The sequence below is a fragment of the Streptomyces sp. NPDC057854 genome, from assembly GCF_042797055.1.
Lineage (GTDB): Bacteria > Actinomycetota > Actinomycetes > Streptomycetales > Streptomycetaceae > Streptomyces.
This window is the reverse complement of the sequence record NZ_JBHVMF010000004.1, coordinates 107,135-121,959: the sequence shown is the minus strand read 5'-3', so window position 1 is coordinate 121,959 and position 14,825 is coordinate 107,135. Positions and strand designations below refer to the sequence as shown.

The 14,825-nt window shown below is 77.2% G+C and carries 11 protein-coding genes; 4 read left to right on the top strand and 7 right to left on the bottom strand.

Annotated features, from left to right (window positions below; all coding sequences use genetic code 11):
* The first annotated feature begins 137 nt into the window (after positions 1-137).
* Positions 138-1,154, top strand: coding sequence for a helix-turn-helix domain-containing protein (locus tag ACFVQZ_RS08500; protein WP_383620597.1), 1,017 nt, complete (start codon positions 138-140; stop codon positions 1,152-1,154).
* Positions 1,155-1,254: 100 nt separating this feature from the next.
* Positions 1,255-2,394: a helix-turn-helix domain-containing protein gene (locus ACFVQZ_RS08495; protein ID WP_383620595.1), complete on the top strand. Its 1,140-nt coding sequence runs from the start codon at positions 1,255-1,257 to the stop codon at positions 2,392-2,394.
* On the opposite strand, the gene ACFVQZ_RS08490 is transcribed toward ACFVQZ_RS08495, so the two are convergent.
* The 7 genes from ACFVQZ_RS08490 to ACFVQZ_RS08460 form a co-directional block, all read right to left on the bottom strand.
* On the bottom strand, positions 2,284-5,040 hold the full coding sequence (locus tag ACFVQZ_RS08490; RefSeq protein ID WP_383620593.1) for an AAA family ATPase: 2,757 nt from the start codon (positions 5,038-5,040) through the stop codon (positions 2,284-2,286). The genes ACFVQZ_RS08495 and ACFVQZ_RS08490 overlap by 111 nt on opposite strands.
* A 190-nt stretch (positions 5,041-5,230) precedes the next feature.
* The gene (locus ACFVQZ_RS08485) at positions 5,231-6,511 is read right to left on the bottom strand and encodes a condensation domain-containing protein (RefSeq protein ID WP_383620592.1); all 1,281 of its coding nucleotides are present in this window, start codon (positions 6,509-6,511) and stop codon (positions 5,231-5,233) included.
* Positions 6,512-6,515: 4 nt separating this feature from the next.
* Complete coding sequence (locus ACFVQZ_RS08480; protein WP_383620591.1) at positions 6,516-10,253, bottom strand: amino acid adenylation domain-containing protein; 3,738 nt, start codon at positions 10,251-10,253, stop codon at positions 6,516-6,518.
* 344 nt (positions 10,254-10,597) lie between these two features.
* The gene (locus ACFVQZ_RS08475; protein WP_383620589.1) at positions 10,598-10,945 is read right to left on the bottom strand and encodes a DUF3140 domain-containing protein; all 348 of its coding nucleotides are present in this window, start codon (positions 10,943-10,945) and stop codon (positions 10,598-10,600) included.
* A gap of 22 nt (positions 10,946-10,967) precedes the next feature.
* Entirely contained in the window at positions 10,968-11,324 is a 357-nt protein-coding gene (locus tag ACFVQZ_RS08470; protein ID WP_383620587.1) for a DUF2795 domain-containing protein, read from the bottom strand.
* A gap of 15 nt (positions 11,325-11,339) precedes the next feature.
* Positions 11,340-12,488, bottom strand: a complete 1,149-nt coding sequence (locus ACFVQZ_RS08465; RefSeq protein ID WP_030492203.1) for a Vms1/Ankzf1 family peptidyl-tRNA hydrolase — start codon at positions 12,486-12,488, stop codon at positions 11,340-11,342.
* 58 nt (positions 12,489-12,546) lie between these two features.
* Positions 12,547-12,747: a hypothetical protein gene (locus ACFVQZ_RS08460; RefSeq protein ID WP_383620585.1), complete on the bottom strand. Its 201-nt coding sequence runs from the start codon at positions 12,745-12,747 to the stop codon at positions 12,547-12,549.
* Between the two features lie 441 nt (positions 12,748-13,188).
* Here ACFVQZ_RS08460 and ACFVQZ_RS08455 point away from each other — a divergent pair, with 441 nt between their 5' ends.
* Both ACFVQZ_RS08455 and ACFVQZ_RS08450 read left to right on the top strand, forming a co-directional pair.
* A complete protein-coding gene (locus ACFVQZ_RS08455) occupies positions 13,189-13,668 on the top strand; it encodes a VTT domain-containing protein (RefSeq protein WP_030492201.1) in 480 nt (159 codons plus the stop codon).
* A 257-nt stretch (positions 13,669-13,925) separates the two neighbouring features.
* Positions 13,926-14,732, top strand: coding sequence for an ABC transporter ATP-binding protein (locus ACFVQZ_RS08450; protein WP_383620582.1), 807 nt, complete (start codon positions 13,926-13,928; stop codon positions 14,730-14,732).
* Positions 14,733-14,825 lie beyond the last annotated feature (93 nt).

Sequence of the window (14,825 nt, the reverse complement as noted above, 5' to 3'; positions counted from 1 at the left end):
GCCCGTCACCGCACGTCAAATGACCTAAGTGCGCCCTTCCCGCGCCGCCGAGCATGAGAGGGAACGCACCTGGCCGTTCGCACCCCCTGAGCGGAGAGTTCGCCGGCCGGCCGGGCGTCCGAGAACAAGGAGCACGCGTGGGACACGTTCTTCAGGACACGACGACGGCGGGACGGGAACACGAGGCACCCGGGCCCTGGCAGGACGCCTTCGACGGCCTCGTCGCCCCCCTCCGCCTCGTGATGCGCACCTCCCCGGCCGAGACCCCGGCACCGGTGGTCACCCACCTCGGCTACCTGAGCCTGCTGCGCGTCGCCGCGGGTCCCGCACAGCTGAGCCGCACCCCCCGGCACATCGCCCGCGGCCCGGGCGAGCGGGTCGCCGTCGCCCTCCAGCAGGCGGGGACGGCCTTCCTCACCCAGGACGGGCGGAGCACCGCGCTGGAGCGGGGCGAGGTCGTCCTCCTCGACCCGCGCCGGCCCTTCGCCCTGGACCAGAGGGAACCCTTCCGGATGCTGCTGGCCTCCCTGCCCCGGCAGACCCTGGGCGACCCCGCCGACCACCTGTTCCGCCTCACCGGCGTGGCCGTCCCGGGACGCAGCGGCGTCGCCGCGCTGCTGATCCCGTTCCTCGAACAGCTCTCCCGCGTCGCCGGCCAGGTGACTCCGGCCACCGGCGACCTGCTCGCCGGGAACACCGCCGAGTTCGTCGCCCTCCTCGCCGACGAACTCCTCGGGCGGGACCAGGAGCCGCCAGGCACCACGCGCGCCCGCCTCGTGCCGCGCGTCCGCGACTACATCGACCGGCACCTCGGCGACGCGGACCTGACCCCCGAACGGGTTGCCGAGGCCCACTACATCTCCGTGCGCTACCTCCACCGCCTCTTCGAAGGCGAGGGGACGACAGTGGGGCGGCTCATCCTGCGGCGCCGGGTCGAGGAGTGCGCCAGGGAACTGGCGCGCCGGGAACGCTCCAGCCCGACGGTCGCGGCGGTCGCCCGCCGCTGGGGGTTCCCCAGCCCCGCGCACTTCAGCCGCGCCTTCAAGGGGGTGTACGGCGTGCCGCCGCGCCAGTGGCGACGCGCCGGCGCCCCGGAGCAGGCGCTGTCCGTCCCGGCGCCGGCGCGGGCACCCCAGCGGGCCGCCCTGAACTGACGCACCCCGGGCGTCAGTCATCCGGCCTACGTGTGCGGGGCGGGGCCCGCCGAGGGTGGAGGCACGGACCGTTCGCACACGACACCCGGAGGAGCCCACGGTGCCGTCCCCCGCGCCCTCACGCCACGAAGCGGGCCCGCTCCCGCCACCCCGCCCCGCACGCCGGCCACCGGCCGCGCTCCCCGCCGACGACCCGCAGGCCCGGCCGTCCGTCGGGGCCCCCGGGGACCCGCAGGCCCGGCCGTCCGTCCGGTACGCCGGGGACCCGGGGGCCCCGCCGTACGTCCGGACCGGCGTCGTCGACGGCGACGACCTCGCCGGCGCCCGCACCCTGCCCGTGCGGCGGGCCGGCGAGCCGGAGGCGCGCGAGATCGTGGTCTGCGCCCCCCTCCGCGGCTGCCTCGTCCTCGCCCCCGGACACGGCGGCCCCGTCACGCCGGGGCACCTGCTGCTCGCCGACTCGGCCGCGCCCGTCACCGTGAGCGCGACGGCCGGGTGCGCCGTCGCGGTGCTCCGCGTGCCCCGCGGGCTGGTGCCGTTCCCGGACGACGCCCTGGCCCGGACGACCGGCCGGGCGTACGACGCCACGACGGGCGTCGCCTCGCTGCTCCACCCCCTGCTGCTCGCCCTGGCCACGGCCGGCGAACCCCGGGGAACGGAGGGCACGGAAGCCGGGAGGGGCGGCACGGCGACGCGCCTGCGGAACCAGGCGGCGGACCTGGCCGTCAGCCTGGTGGCCGAGGAGGCCGAGCGGAGCACCCGCCCGGCGGCGGACCGCCTCCCGGAGGCCGACCGCCGGGCGGCGGACGAGATCCGGCGCTGGGTCAACGCCCGGCTCCCGGACCCGCGGCTGCGCGCCGACGTCATCGCCGCGGCGCACCACATGTCCGTGCGCCGGCTGCACAAGCTGTTCACCGGGGAGGACGGCACCCTCGGCCGCTGGATCCAGCAGCGCCGGCTGGAGGAGTGCCGGCGGGAACTGGGCCGCGCCGGCGGTCCGGCGAAGGTGCAGGCCGTGGCCCAGCGGTGGGGCTTCGCCACCGCCGCCCACTTCAGCAGGTGCTTCCGCGCCCGCTACGGGATGGCGCCGAGCGAGTGGCGGGACCGGCGGGCCGAGCACGGCACGGTCTCAGTCCCGCCCGGCCGGGTCGTCGGCCAGGGCCCGGGAGATCCCGGCCCGGGAGGTGACCCCCAGCTTGGGGAAGATCTTGTACAGATGCGCCGCGACGGTACGGGGTGACACCTGCAGCGCCGTGCCGATCTCCTTGTTCGTCAGCCCCCGCGCGGCGAGCTGGGCGATGCGCCGTTCCTGGCCCGTCAGCAGCCCCCGTCCGCCGACCGCCGCCACCGGCGGTCCCGCCGCGGCCAGTTCCTCCTCGCAGCGCTCCGCCCAGGGCTCCGCGCCCAGCCGCCGGAACGCGTCCCGCGCCCGGTGCAGCACGTCGAGCGCCTCCGCGCGCCGGCGCCGGCGCAGCCACGCGCCGTGCGCCAGCCGCAGCCGGGCCATGCCGAACACCCACGTCTCGGCGCCCTCGACGGCGTACGCGGCCCGGTAGCGGGCGTCGGCGTCCTCGTCGGGCGCGGCGACGGCCTCGGCGGCGGCGAGGAGGAAGGCGTGGTGACCGGAGATCTCCGCCATCCGCGCCGCCCGCCCGGCCTCGACGTGCGCGGCAGCCTCCCGCCGGCGGCCCGTGTGCACGGCGGCCACGACGAGGTCGAGGAACGGCAGGTGGAACCACGGCAGCCCGCGCGGCAGCACGCCGGGGGGCATCAGCGGCACCAGCAGCAGATACGCCTCCTCGTACCGGCCGTGCGCCAGCGCCGCCAGGGCCCGCAGATGGACGAGGTGGTCGGTGACGAACCGCATCCGGGCCCCCGACGCCGTCGCCTCGATGACCGCCTCCGCCTCCCGGAGGCCCTGTTCGTCGCCCCGGCCGGCCAGGAAGTGCGCGTGGTAGTGGCGGAACAGCAGGGCGTTGCAGTGGTAGCCGCGGTCGTCGGCGGCCTCCGCCTCCCGCAGGCAGGCGGCGGCGTTCTCCCACCGGCCCCGCAGGTAGTCCTGGTAGAACCGGGCCTTCGCGATCGAGCCCTGGGTGGCGTAGGCGTGCTGGCCGGTGAAGCGGCGCCACAGCGTCTCGTCGGCGGCGTCGACCGCCGACGCGGTCCACAGCAGCAGCCACGCGGCACCCGCCTCCTGCTCCTCGGTCATCTCCTCGGTGAGCAGGGCGAGTTCACGGGCGGCGCCGTGCGCGGTCCGGGGCGGGTCGGACCAGACCGCACGGCACAGCCGGGCCAGCGGGGACACGGCCCCGGCGTGCTTCTCCAGGGCGCGCCGGCCCCGGGGGTCGTCGGTGTAGCAGGTGGCGAGCAGGAGCTTGAAGTAGATCTGCTCCGCCAGCCCCTCGAAGGGCTCCACCCCCGTCCGCGAGAGCAGGTCCAGGGCCTGCGGCAGCAGCGTGAACGACGACTCGAAGTCGATCCGGTGGCTCTGGTCGACGTACACCACCGCGTAGGCGAACAGCGGCGCGAAACCGGCCGGCACCGGCCGCCGCTGCAGCTCCTCCACCAGTTCGGCGGTGTGCGCGAGCCGGCCGCCCCGCGCCGCCATGACGGCGGCCCACGTCAGGCGAGCCGTGTGGGACGCGGCGTCGGCGCTCAGGGTGGCCGCCCGGTCCATCAGCACGGCCCCCTCCGCGTCGCCGCCGCGCCGCGCGATCCGCCGCGCGGCCTCCTCCAGCCGCTCGGCGAGGGAGGCGTCCGGCAGCACCGCGGCCAGCGTCTCGTGCCGCAGCCGGCGGGGATCGTCCGCGTCGAGCCGCCCCGCCAGCACCCGGTGGGCCGCCCGCTCGTCCTCCGGCGAGGCCAGGGAGATCACCGCGCTGCGCACCAGGGGGTGCCGGAAGGCCAGGGCGCCGTCCCCGCCGAGGCGCGCCAGCCCGCTCGCCTCGACGGCGGCGACCGCCGCGGGGCCGACGGGCACGTGCGCGGCGCCCTCGGGCGTCGCGTGAGCGGGCCGGGCGTCCCCGGCCCGTACGGTCACCCGGCCGCCGAGCGCGGCCAGCAGCAGGGCGTGCGCGGCGGCGGGAGGCAACGACCGGATCCGTTCGGCGAACAGGTGCTCCAGCCGGTGCGTCAGGGGCATCCGGCCGGGGACGTCGGGGAGACCGGCACCGTGGTCGTCGCCCGGCAGCGCGGGGAGTTCCAGGAGCGCCAGCGGATTGCCCGCGGCCTCCGACAGCACCCGGCCGGCCGCCGGCGCGGGCAGACCCGGGTGGTGCCGGCGCAACAGCGCCTCGGCGGCGGCGGGTTCCAGCGCGTCCACCCGTACCGGCTCGCCCGTCCACCGGTCGGTGGCCGGGCCGTCCTCGCGCCCCGCGCCGAGGAAGACCACGGGCAGGGCGGCGGCGTGCCGGTGCAGGAAGGCGAAGACCGCGGTGCTGGAGTCGTCCATCCACTGCACGTCGTCCACGACGACCAGCAGCGGCCGTTCGCGCGCGGCCTCGGCGAGCAGGGTCAGGGCCGCGGCACCCAGCGGGGCCGCGCCGGCCGGTGGTTCCGCGCCCAGGCCCAAGGCGCACTCCAGCACCTCCCGGTCCCGCGCGGGGAGGGTCCGGGAGCGCTTCAGCAGCGGCCAGAAGACCTGGTGGAAGCCGCCGAAGGCGAGTTCCGCCTCGGCCGCGGAGCCCACCGCCCCCAGCACGGCGAAGCCGCGCCGCCGTGCCGCGTCCCGGGCCCAGGCCAGCAGGGCCGACTTGCCGATGCCGGCCGGGCCCCGCAGGACGACCGCCGCGCCGCTCCCGCCGGAGAGCGCCGCCTCCAGGACGCCGTCCAGGAAGGCCGTCTCCCGCTCCCGGCCCAGGAGTTCGCCGTCCTCCGCCGCAGCCACCGTCCGTCGCCCCCTATGCCCCCTGCCGCCGGCGGACCCGTGCCCGCTGCCCGCACGTGCCGGCGCCGCGAGGAGGATATCGCTCATGCTCATGTCACGGCTCGGGAAAGCCGGGGGAGCCGCCGTGCCGGCCCCGGGGCGCCGCCCTTGCGGGGGTCAGTGCCTCCCCTCTGTACGCTCTCTGCGGGCGTCAGGGCCTCCCCTCCGCCACGGCGTCCACCGGAGCGTCCGGAGCGCCCGCCGCGTCGTCCAGGAGCTCCGCGAAGCGCCGGCCCAGACGGCCGGCCGCGCGCTCCGGCACGGCGGACGGCCGGAATTCGAGCATCGGGTGGACGACGTCCCCGGCGCGGTCGGTGATCAGGGCGAGATCCGTCTTCGCCGCGTCGTGGAGCCAGGGGAGCACGGTCACCGCGCACCCCTCCAGCCGCAGCCGGGGCTGGACGTCACCGCTCCGGTACGAGAACAGGGGGACGGCGGCTGCGCCCGTCCCGGTTTCCCCGGCCCCGGCCCAGGCGTCGTGCACCCGGCGCAGCGCCTGCCGGAAGGTGAGGTCGCCGGTCAGCGCGACGTCGAGCCGGTGGAATCGGGTGAAGTAGCCGGTCAGCGGGGCGAGTTGCGGATGGTCGCGGCCGGCGACCGGGACGTCCGCCGACACGTGGTGCCGCGTCGACGGGCCGCGCGCCGCCAGCGCGAAGGCCGTCAGCAGCACGGTGAAGAGCGGCACCCGTTCCTGGCGGGCCAGGCGCTCCGCCTCCAGGACCGGTACGGCGGCCGTGCGCAGGCGCCGCCCCGGCCCGCCGGACGGCGGGGGAGGGACCCGGGGGGCCGGCGGGGCAGGGACCCGGGGGGCCGGCGGGGCAGGGACCCGGGGGGCCGGCGGGTGGGGCGCTCGCCCGGCCGCCTGCCAGTGGGCCCAGTCGGCGTACTGGACGTCCAGCGGAGGGAGGAGCGCGTGCGCCCGTTCCGCGTCGGCGTAGTACGCGCCCAGCTCGTCCAGCAGGATCCGCAGCGACCAGCCGTCGGCGGCCAGCAGGTGCACCGCCAGGACGACGAGGTGGTCCTCGGCGGCCCGGCGGACGACCAGCACGCGTCCCAGGGGCCCGTGCGCGAGGTCGAACGGGCGCCCGGCGAACTCCCGCAGCAGGGCGTCCTCGTCGTCAGGCGGCGGTGGCCCCGGTGCGTCGGAGGGCTGCTCGACCACGGTCAGCTCCCACGGCAGCGCGTCGGGCTCTCCGACGCGCTGCCGCCGGACCGTGCCGTCCTCGTCGGCGGGATAGGCGGTACGCAGCGGCTCATGACGGTCCGTCAGTGCGTCCAGGGCCCGCCGCAGCCGGGGGAGGTCGAGGGGGCCGCGCACGCGATGGGCGAGGACGCTCACGTACGCGGAGGGGTCGCCGCCCGCGCCGATCAGGTCCAGCAGCCGCCGCTGCGGCTCCGCCAGCGGAAAGCACAGGGTGTCGTCCGACAGCACGCGTCTACTCCTTCCCCGCCGGCTCCGCCGACCGTGCCGGACCGGCCGGTTGAGCTTCCGCTTCCGCCTGTGCCGGACGGCGTCGGGGGCGCGCCGGGATGGGCTCCAGGGCTGCCGGGCGCGCCAGCGCGGCGGCCGACAGGGCCGTCGGCGCCCTGAGGAACTGCTTCAGGGGAATGTCCAGGCCCAGTTCGGCGCGGGCGAGGAGCGTGAAACGGAGCGCGCCGAGCGAGTCGCCGCCGAGCGCCAGGAAGTCGTCCGCCGGCCGCGTGTCCGGCACCCCCAGGACCCGGCCCATCAGCCGGGCGAGGGCGTCGGCGTGCTGCCCGCGCGCCGGGGTGCCGGACGGCGAAGGAAGCGGGCCGCCCGCCCGAGCCGGCCCGCCGCCGGGACCCGACGGGGAGGGCTCCACGGACCCGGCCGCACGCGGAGCCCAGCACGGAAGCTCGTCCAGCACCGTGTGCGGGCGGTCGACGACCGCGCGCAGGACGGCCTCGTAGCAGTCCATCAGGGCGCGCACCGCGTCGTCGTCGAGCCGCGAGGTGGCGTACTGCCACGTCAGGGTGAGGCCGGCCGGACGGTCAGCCGGGAGGACCGGGCCCCGGGACCGGGGGACGCGCAGCAGGCCGTCCGGGCCGACCCCGCTGCGGTCCGGCCGCACCTCGTGGTGGGGGAATCCGGTCACGCCGAGGTCGAACTTGGCCGCGCCCAGCGGAAGTCCTTCGCGGACGGTGATGTCGAGGGGGCACTCGGGGAGGGCGGCGAGGGGGGTGTCGTGGAAGCTGAAGACGGTCTGCACGAGCCGGTTCCTGTCGTCCTCGCCGGCGGCGCGCCGCGGGTGCGGGGCGATCACCTCCTCGAAGGGCAGTTCCTGGTGCTCGTACGCGTCGAGGCAGGTCGCGCGCACCTCCGCGAGGAACGCGGAGAAGGGGAGCCCGGGACGCGGCCTCCCGCGCAGCACCACGGTGTTCACGAACATGCCGACGGCTCCGGCGGTGCCGGGGCGGCGCCGGTTCGCCATGCCCGAGCCGACGAGCACGTCCCGCGCGCCGGTCGCCCGGTGCAGGACGGCGAGGTACGCGGCGAACGCGACCATGAAGTCGGTGGCGCCGTGCGCGCGCCCCAACGCCCGTACACCATCCATCAGTTCCGCGTCCAGGTGGAGGCGCTGCTCCGCGCCCTCGGTGCCGGAGGCGGAGCCGGACGCCGTCCGCGGGGGCAGCGGCAGGGGCGGCGGCGGTGCGTCCAGCGCGGTGCGCCAGTACGCCCGCTGGCGTGCGGCCCCGGGCCCGGCGGCCCAGTGGCGTTCGGCGGCCGTCAGCGCCCCGTAGCCGGGAGCGGCGGGGCGGGCGGCGACGCGACCGTGGCGGACGTGTTCCGCGTAGCCCCGCACCAGGTCAGCGAGGAGCAGCCGCGCCGAGTGCCCGTCGTGGACGGCGTGGTGCTCGGTCTGCACGAGGACGTGCTCCTCGTCCGCCGTCCGCAGCAGGTGCCAGCGGATCAGGGGGCCCGCCGCCAGGTCGAACGGCCGACGGGCCTCGGCGAGCGCGGCCTCGGACGCCGCCCGTCCGGCGTCCGGGGCGTCGCGCAGATCGCTGTACGCCATCACCGCGCGGGCCCCGCGGTCGACCACGTAACGGGGGGTGCCGTCGTGGACGGGGAGCCGGCAGCGCAGGACCTCGTGCCGGCCCACCAGAGCCTGCAGGGCGGCGCGGAGGGAAGGTGCGCGCAGGGGGCCGCGGAGCCGGGCCACGGAGGCCGCGTGATAGGCGGGCGTACCGCCGGACAGGTGCTCCGCCAGCCACACGCGCTGCTGGGCGGCGGAGCAGGGCGGCAGTGCCGCGCTCTCGCCGGCAGCCGGCCGGGGGAGCGGCGGGGCGTCCTCCCCGGCGGGGGCGTCCTCCTCGGCGGGGACGGCCATCGCGGCGAGGGCGGCGATCCCGGTCCCTTCGAGGACGGCCCGCAGCGGCACGGCCAGCCCCGCCTCCGCCCGGACGCGTGCGGTGAACGCCATGGCCTGGAGCGAGCCGCCGCCGTGCGCGGTGAAGGAGTCGCCGGCTCCCAGGGCTCCGGTGCCGAGGACCTCGCCCGCGATCCGGGACAGCAGGGCGGCCGGTCCCGACGCCGGCGCCGCGGACGCGGCGTCCCGGCCCGGCGGCGGCAGCAGACTCCGGTCGACCTTGCCGGACGCCGTCAGCGGCCACGCGTCCAGGACCGTCACCGCGGCCGGCACGAGATGGGCCGGGAGCGCGTCCCGCAACTCGGCCCGCAGGTCACGGGCGTCCCGCGGCCGGGCCGCGGCGTCCTTCAGCCGCACGTAGCCCAGCAGCCTCCGCCCCTCCACCCCCTCGTCCGCCACGACCACCGCGTCCCGGACCCCCGGCAGGCGCACGAGTGCCGCCTCGACCTGCGCCGGGTCGACGCGGTACCCGTTCACCTTCGTCTGCGCGTCCAGGCGTCCGGCGAACTCCAGTGCGCCGTCGGGCCGGAGCCGGCCCCGGTCCCCCGTCCGGTAGATCAGCCCCAGCACCGTGCCCGTGGGATCCTCGACCAGCCGGCGCGCCGTCTCCTCCGGATCACCGACGTAGCCGGGCGTGAGACCCCAGCCGCCGATGCATATCTCGCCGAACGCGCCGTCGGGCACGGGCCGCAGGGCGTCGTCCAGGAGCAGGATCGTCCGGCCGGGCACGGGACGGCCGACGGGCACGGTGCCGGACGGCGGTGCCGCGGGGTCGACCGTGTGCAGGGTCGCGCAGACGGTCGCCTCGGTCGGCCCGTACCCGTTGACGAACTGGACGTGCCCGGCCCACCGCCGGGCGGTCTCCGGCAGGCAGACGTCCCCCGCGCTCAGCAGCACCCTGAGCCCGGGGAAGTCCGCGGGCCGCAGGGTGCGGGCGAGGACCGCCGGCACCGTCGCGTGCGTGGTGCCGGTCTCGGCGGCCACGGCGTGCAGCGGGCGGCCCAGCCGTTCCCCGTCGAGCACTTCGAGGTGCCCGCCGTGGCCGAGCGCGAGGAGCAGGTCGAAGACCCACCCGTCGAACAGCGGAGTGAACACCTGCAGGACCACGCTGCCCGGTCCGAGTCCCGCGATCGCGTGCCGCTGCGCCGCCACCAGGTGGGGCAGTCCGCCGTGGGTGACCGGCACGAGCTTGGGACGCCCGGTGCTGCCCGACGTCCGGATGAGGTACGCCCAGCTGCCCGGCTCCGGCGCCCCGCCCTCCGGCCGCCCCTGCGAGGGGACGACGGGCGGCCGGGCCGCGTCGAGGCGGGCCAGGTCGAGCACCGGAACCGGCAGGCCGGAGACGGTGGTTGCCGCGTCCTCGGCGCGGGTGAGGCACAGCACGGCCCCGGCCTGCCGGAGACCGTCGGCCGTCCACGCCGTGCCGTGGGCCGGATCCAGGGGCAGGTAGGCCGCCCCGGCGTGCCAGACCGCCAGGACGGTCTCCGCGAAGTCCGCGCCCCGGGGCAGCAGGATGCCCACCACGTCACCGGGCCCGATGCCCCGCGCGCGCAGCCGGGCGGAGCGCCGCCGCACGCGCTCGGCCAGTTCCCCGTACGTCACGGTGCGCCGGCTGTCGCCCAGGGCCGGCGCGTGCGGCGTCCGCGCGGCGAAGTGGGCGATCGCCGCCCACGGTTCCGCCGGGGGATCCCCGGCCGGCGGAGCGGTCGCCCGAGGGGTGTACGGGGCGGGGGAGGGCCGTTCGGCCGGCACCGCGGTGCCGGCCGGGGTCTCGTCAAGCATGGGCGTGTCGTGTCCTGTCCGGAAGGGGACGGTCGCCCGGCGCACGGCGGAGCCGGGGCCGGTGGCCGACCGGCCCGTGGTGGCGGGCGCGCGGGGACGGACCCGTCCGGGAGCCCGCGCGCCGGACGCAGGGTAACCAGCCCCTCCGCTCCCCGCCCGACCGCCCCCGTGAGGGGCCGTCAGGAAGCCGCGGCCGACCCGTCGTAGCGGATGAGGACCGGGCGTCCGGTGACGCGCAGCGGGTGCAGGGGGAACTGGCCCGGACCGACAGAACCGGGAGGTGCGGAAGCCACTGCCTGTGGCTTCCGCACCTCCCGGCGTACCCGTCGGCCGGGCCGGATCCGTCAACCTCCCGGTGACGACGGGGGTTTCAGCGGGTCGTGGCCCAGGTTCATGAGGGAGTGGCGCCAGTTGCCGTCGCCGGCCGTGGGGGCCAGGTCGGGCGGGCGCTGGGAGCGGACGGTGTCGATGACCTTCCGCATCACCTCCGCGTCGGCCTCGGTGAGGTCGCCGAAGCGCTTCGCGAGGATGGCGAGCACCTGGCGGCCGGTCTCGTGGCCGGCGTGCGGCGGGGGCTGCTCGGTGTCCTCGCCGGCCGCCTGGGTGCGCAGCCAGTCCGCCAGTTCGCGGGACGTCATGTTCACGACGGCATGGAACTCGTTCCACGTCTCTTCGGTCACCGCCGATGTCATGGGACCGCCTCCTCCGGCCCTCTCACGCCGCCCGCCGGCCGAGGGCGCGCGCCACGTCGGCGGGCGACTCGAACCGGGCGTCCTCGGGCAGCCCGCGCACCGCGTCCACCAGGTCGCCCGGGGCGTGTTCCTCCTCCAGGGCGGTGAGCAGCGTCCGCGCGTCGGTGGGGAAGGACGCGCGCGGGAGGTGGCGGCCCACCTCGGCCTCCAGGCTGCCCGACGGCGCCGCCGCCGCCGGGTCGTCGTCGGCGGGCGGTTCGGGATCGTGGAAGTCCTCCGCGTGGGTCGGCTGCCCCGACTTCAGGTAGCCCTGGAGCTCGTGCTTCATCTCGTCGTCCCGGCGGGGTCCCACCGGGTTGCTGCCGCGCTGCATGGTCATCGCGCCTTTCCTCGGTCAGTGGGCCGCTGCCCGTTCCTCGCTGCTCATCGGCCACCGAAGCAGCGCCCCGATCCCGCCGGCCGGCGCGCCCTCCGCGCCGTCACCCGGCAGGACGACCGCTTCCCCGCCGGCCGCGGCGGTGCTGAGGAGCAGCGCGTCGTCCGCGCGGGCGGAGCGCGGGTGCTCCGCGCCCAGCAGGCTCGCCTCGGAGCGGCGCACGGCCATCTGGTCGGGTTCGTCCCCCACCCACACCTCGCGGTTCAGGTCCGGGCCCGTGCCCCGGAGCAGCAGGGTGTCGATGCGGTGCTCCTGCGCGGCCTCCACGACGGCCGGGACGCCCTCGACGGCGGCGTCGGGGCGGCCGGAGGCATTGCGGCCGGCCCGGAAGCGGTCGAGCACGGCCTCGGTGCGCCGGGCCACGTGGTCCATGCGGGCCGCCCGGACGTCGGCCATCAGGCCGTCGCTGTCCGCGCCCGCCGCCCGGCCGCCGTGCTCGCTGATCGTCGTCGCCTCGCGCAGGGCGGGCGGCAGGGCGTCCCGGACGGCGTGGCACTCCCGCGCCCCGCCCGCCAGCACGACCAGCTCGGCGCCGGTCGAGCCGCAGGCGGCGGCGATCTCCTGGGCGACGAGCGCCGCGTTCTCCTCCCAGGTGTTCTCGACGGACGCGTCGAAGTGCTTCACCGACCAGTCGCCCGCCGAGGCGCGGCGCAGCGGCCAGTCGCGGCCCTCGACCTCGCCGACGTCCGTGCCGCGGCCGACGTCGTGCAGTTCGAGGTCGGCGCCCGACCGGTCGACACGGGCGACGAGGCACGGCGGCTCCTGCCCGGCCAGTTCGAGCAGGGGGGAGAGGTGCGGCAGGTCGGACCAGGTGACGTCCGCCCGCCCGGGGGCGTGCGTCAGCGGACACTCCAGGACGACGCGGCCCTCCGAGGCGAAGAGCGCCATGGCGCGGGGTTCGGCGTCCGGCGACGAGCGCTCCAGCGCCGCCCGTACCGCCCTCACCGTCGCCCCGTCCGCGCCCTGGTCGACGAGCGACGCGCACACCTCCCGCCAGGACAGCTCCCGGCGGGCCGCGCTCGCCTCGTCGGCCGGGCCGGTCGTGGCGTACACACTGGCCCAGGGGCCTTTCCCCAGGGTCAGGGGTTCCAGGAAGTCCAGCTTCACGATGATCGCTCCTCGCACTCGAAAGGGGCCACGGCCCCGGCCCGGCCGGTGCCGCGGGTCAGTCGCCCTGCTCCGGCCGCTCGCCCTTCGGTCCCCGGCCGCGCTCGGTCCGCGGGCCGCTGCTCCGCCACCGGGGGTCCCGCTGCAGGGACTCGTTGGCCTCGTCGTTCGCCTTCGCGTCCGGTGTGCCCGCGTCCTCGGCGTCCTTGCGCGCCCTCGCGCGCCGGGTGTCGTACTTCTTGCTTCCCGGTTCGGGCATCACGGGTCACCCCCGTCGGCTCGTCCTCGCATGCTGTCGCCTGGCGCGTGCCCTTCACCCCGAGGGGCAAACAGGGGCGTCCGTGACTTTTTGCCGGGCCTGGGGCGGGGGCGCCGAGCGGGCTCAGGACGGGGGTCCGGGCGGGATGCGTCCTGACTCCGTGCGGGCCGGCCGGGCGGCCCGCACGGGAGGGGGCGCGCGAGGGGCCGTATTCGGCGTACGCGCGTTCGGCTAATCTGGCTGTGCCGGGTGGGCCCGGCCCGGTGCGCCAGGCTGGGACGCCGGTGCCGCCTCGACGGAGGCGGGTCGGAACGGGCGGAGGCGGAGCGGACGTGAAGGACCGAGACCGGGCGGGCGCCCGACGCGGCCCCGCCGCGACAGGACGCGTGGACCGGACCGCCCGGCCCGCGGGCCCGCTCGCCGCGAACCGGACGGGCCGCCGTGGATAAGATCGCGCTCACCGCCGCCGGCCTGTACGTCATCGTGCTCCTCCGGGCCGGCGGGACCTTCGCCCTCGGCTGGCTGGCCGGTGCCGGCGCCCGCCGCAGCAGGTTCGCCGCACGGATCTCCACCGCCCGCTTCCAGCGCGCCGAGCGGGCCATCCAGCGCTGGGGCGCTCCGGTGGTCGCCGTCTCCTTCCTGACCGTCGGCTTCCAGACCGCCGCCAACTTCCTCGCGGGCAGCATGCGCATGCCACTGCCGCGCTACCTCCCCGCGCTGTTCGTCGGAGGAGCGGCCTGGGCGCTGGTGTACGCGACCCTGGGGCTCGGCGTGTTCGCGGCGCTGGCGCGGCTCTTCGCCGAGCACACGGCGCTCGGGATGGCCGGGGTGGCGGTCCTGCTGCTCGCGGCGGCCGGCGCGGTGGTGTACCGGAGGCGGAGGGCGGCGCGGGCGCCCCGCGACGCCGAGTCCGCCGAGTAGACGTCCGTCCCCGGCGTAGCCGCCCGTGCCCGGAGGAGCCGCCCGTCCTCGCCGCACCGACCTCTTTCCGTCACTTCCGTGGCTCAAAAACCCTGCCTCGCAAGGGGGTTGCGGGGGTGCGAGGGGGCGCGCGGGGGTGCGGCAGGTCTCGACATGGTCACAAGCGGGGGAGGGGACACAGGAACCGTTAGGCGTGCCTTACCTAAGTTGTATGGTGGCGCGGTCGGTTCCGGCGATGGGAGGGAAGGGGGTGTCCCATGAGTGATGTCCGCCTCGTGGCGAGCGACCTGGACGTCGGGCATGGCGGGCGCACCGTACTGAAGCGGGTGGGCCTGTCCTTACGGAGCGGTGAGATCACCGTCCTCGTCGGGCCCAACGGGTGCGGGAAGTCCACCCTGTTGCGCACCGTGGCCGGTCTGCTCCCGCCCCTCGGCGGCGAGGTCCGCGTCGACGGCGAACCGCTCGGCTCCCTCGGCCGCCGCGCGCTCTCCCAGCGCCTGGCCTTCCTTCCCCAATCCTCCCAGGCACCCGCCGGGGTGACGGTCCGTGAGCTCGTGCGCCACGGCCGGTACGCCCACCGCGGCGCCCTCGCCCGGCACACCGCCGAGGACACCGAGGCGATCGACTGGGCCCTCGACGTCACCGACGCCCGCCCCCTCGTCGACCGGCGGCTCGACGAACTCTCCGGCGGCGAGCGCCAGCGCGCCTGGCTCGCCATGGTGCTGGCGCAGCGCGCGGACATCCTGCTGCTCGACGAGCCCACCACGTACCTCGACATGCGGCACCAGTTCGACGTGCTCGACGTGGTGCGCCGGCTGGCCCGCGAGTACGGCATCGCCTGCGGCGTGGTCCTGCACGACCTGATGCAGGCGGCGGCCTACGCCGACGAGGTCGTCGTGGTCGCCGACGGCGGCGTCGCCGCCGCCGGCGCCCCGGACGCCGTCATCACCCCCGAGGTCATCGAACGGGCCTTCGGGCTGCGCGTCCACGTCGTCCGCGACCCCGCGACCGGACACCTCGCCTGCTTCCCCCGGCGGACCGAAGCGGCCCCGGCCACGCCCTGAACCACCGCGGCGCCGGGACGCGCCGGACCGTCGCGCCCCGGCGGCCCGGCGAGCCCCGGCGTACGTCCGTGGGCGCGGGCGTCACCCCGTAAG

Excerpts from the sequence above, each read along its gene's own strand:
- ACFVQZ_RS08480 (WP_383620591.1), bottom strand. The coding sequence starts at position 10,253 with ATGCTTGACGAGACCCCGGCCGGCACCGCGGTGCCGGCCGAACGGCCC.
- ACFVQZ_RS08475 (WP_383620589.1), bottom strand. The coding sequence starts at position 10,945 with ATGACATCGGCGGTGACCGAAGAGACGTGGAACGAGTTCCATGCCGTC.
- ACFVQZ_RS08470 (WP_383620587.1), bottom strand. The coding sequence starts at position 11,324 with ATGACCATGCAGCGCGGCAGCAACCCGGTGGGACCCCGCCGGGACGAC.
- ACFVQZ_RS08460 (WP_383620585.1), bottom strand. The coding sequence starts at position 12,747 with ATGCCCGAACCGGGAAGCAAGAAGTACGACACCCGGCGCGCGAGGGCG.
- ACFVQZ_RS08450 (WP_383620582.1), top strand. The coding sequence starts at position 13,926 with ATGAGTGATGTCCGCCTCGTGGCGAGCGACCTGGACGTCGGGCATGGC.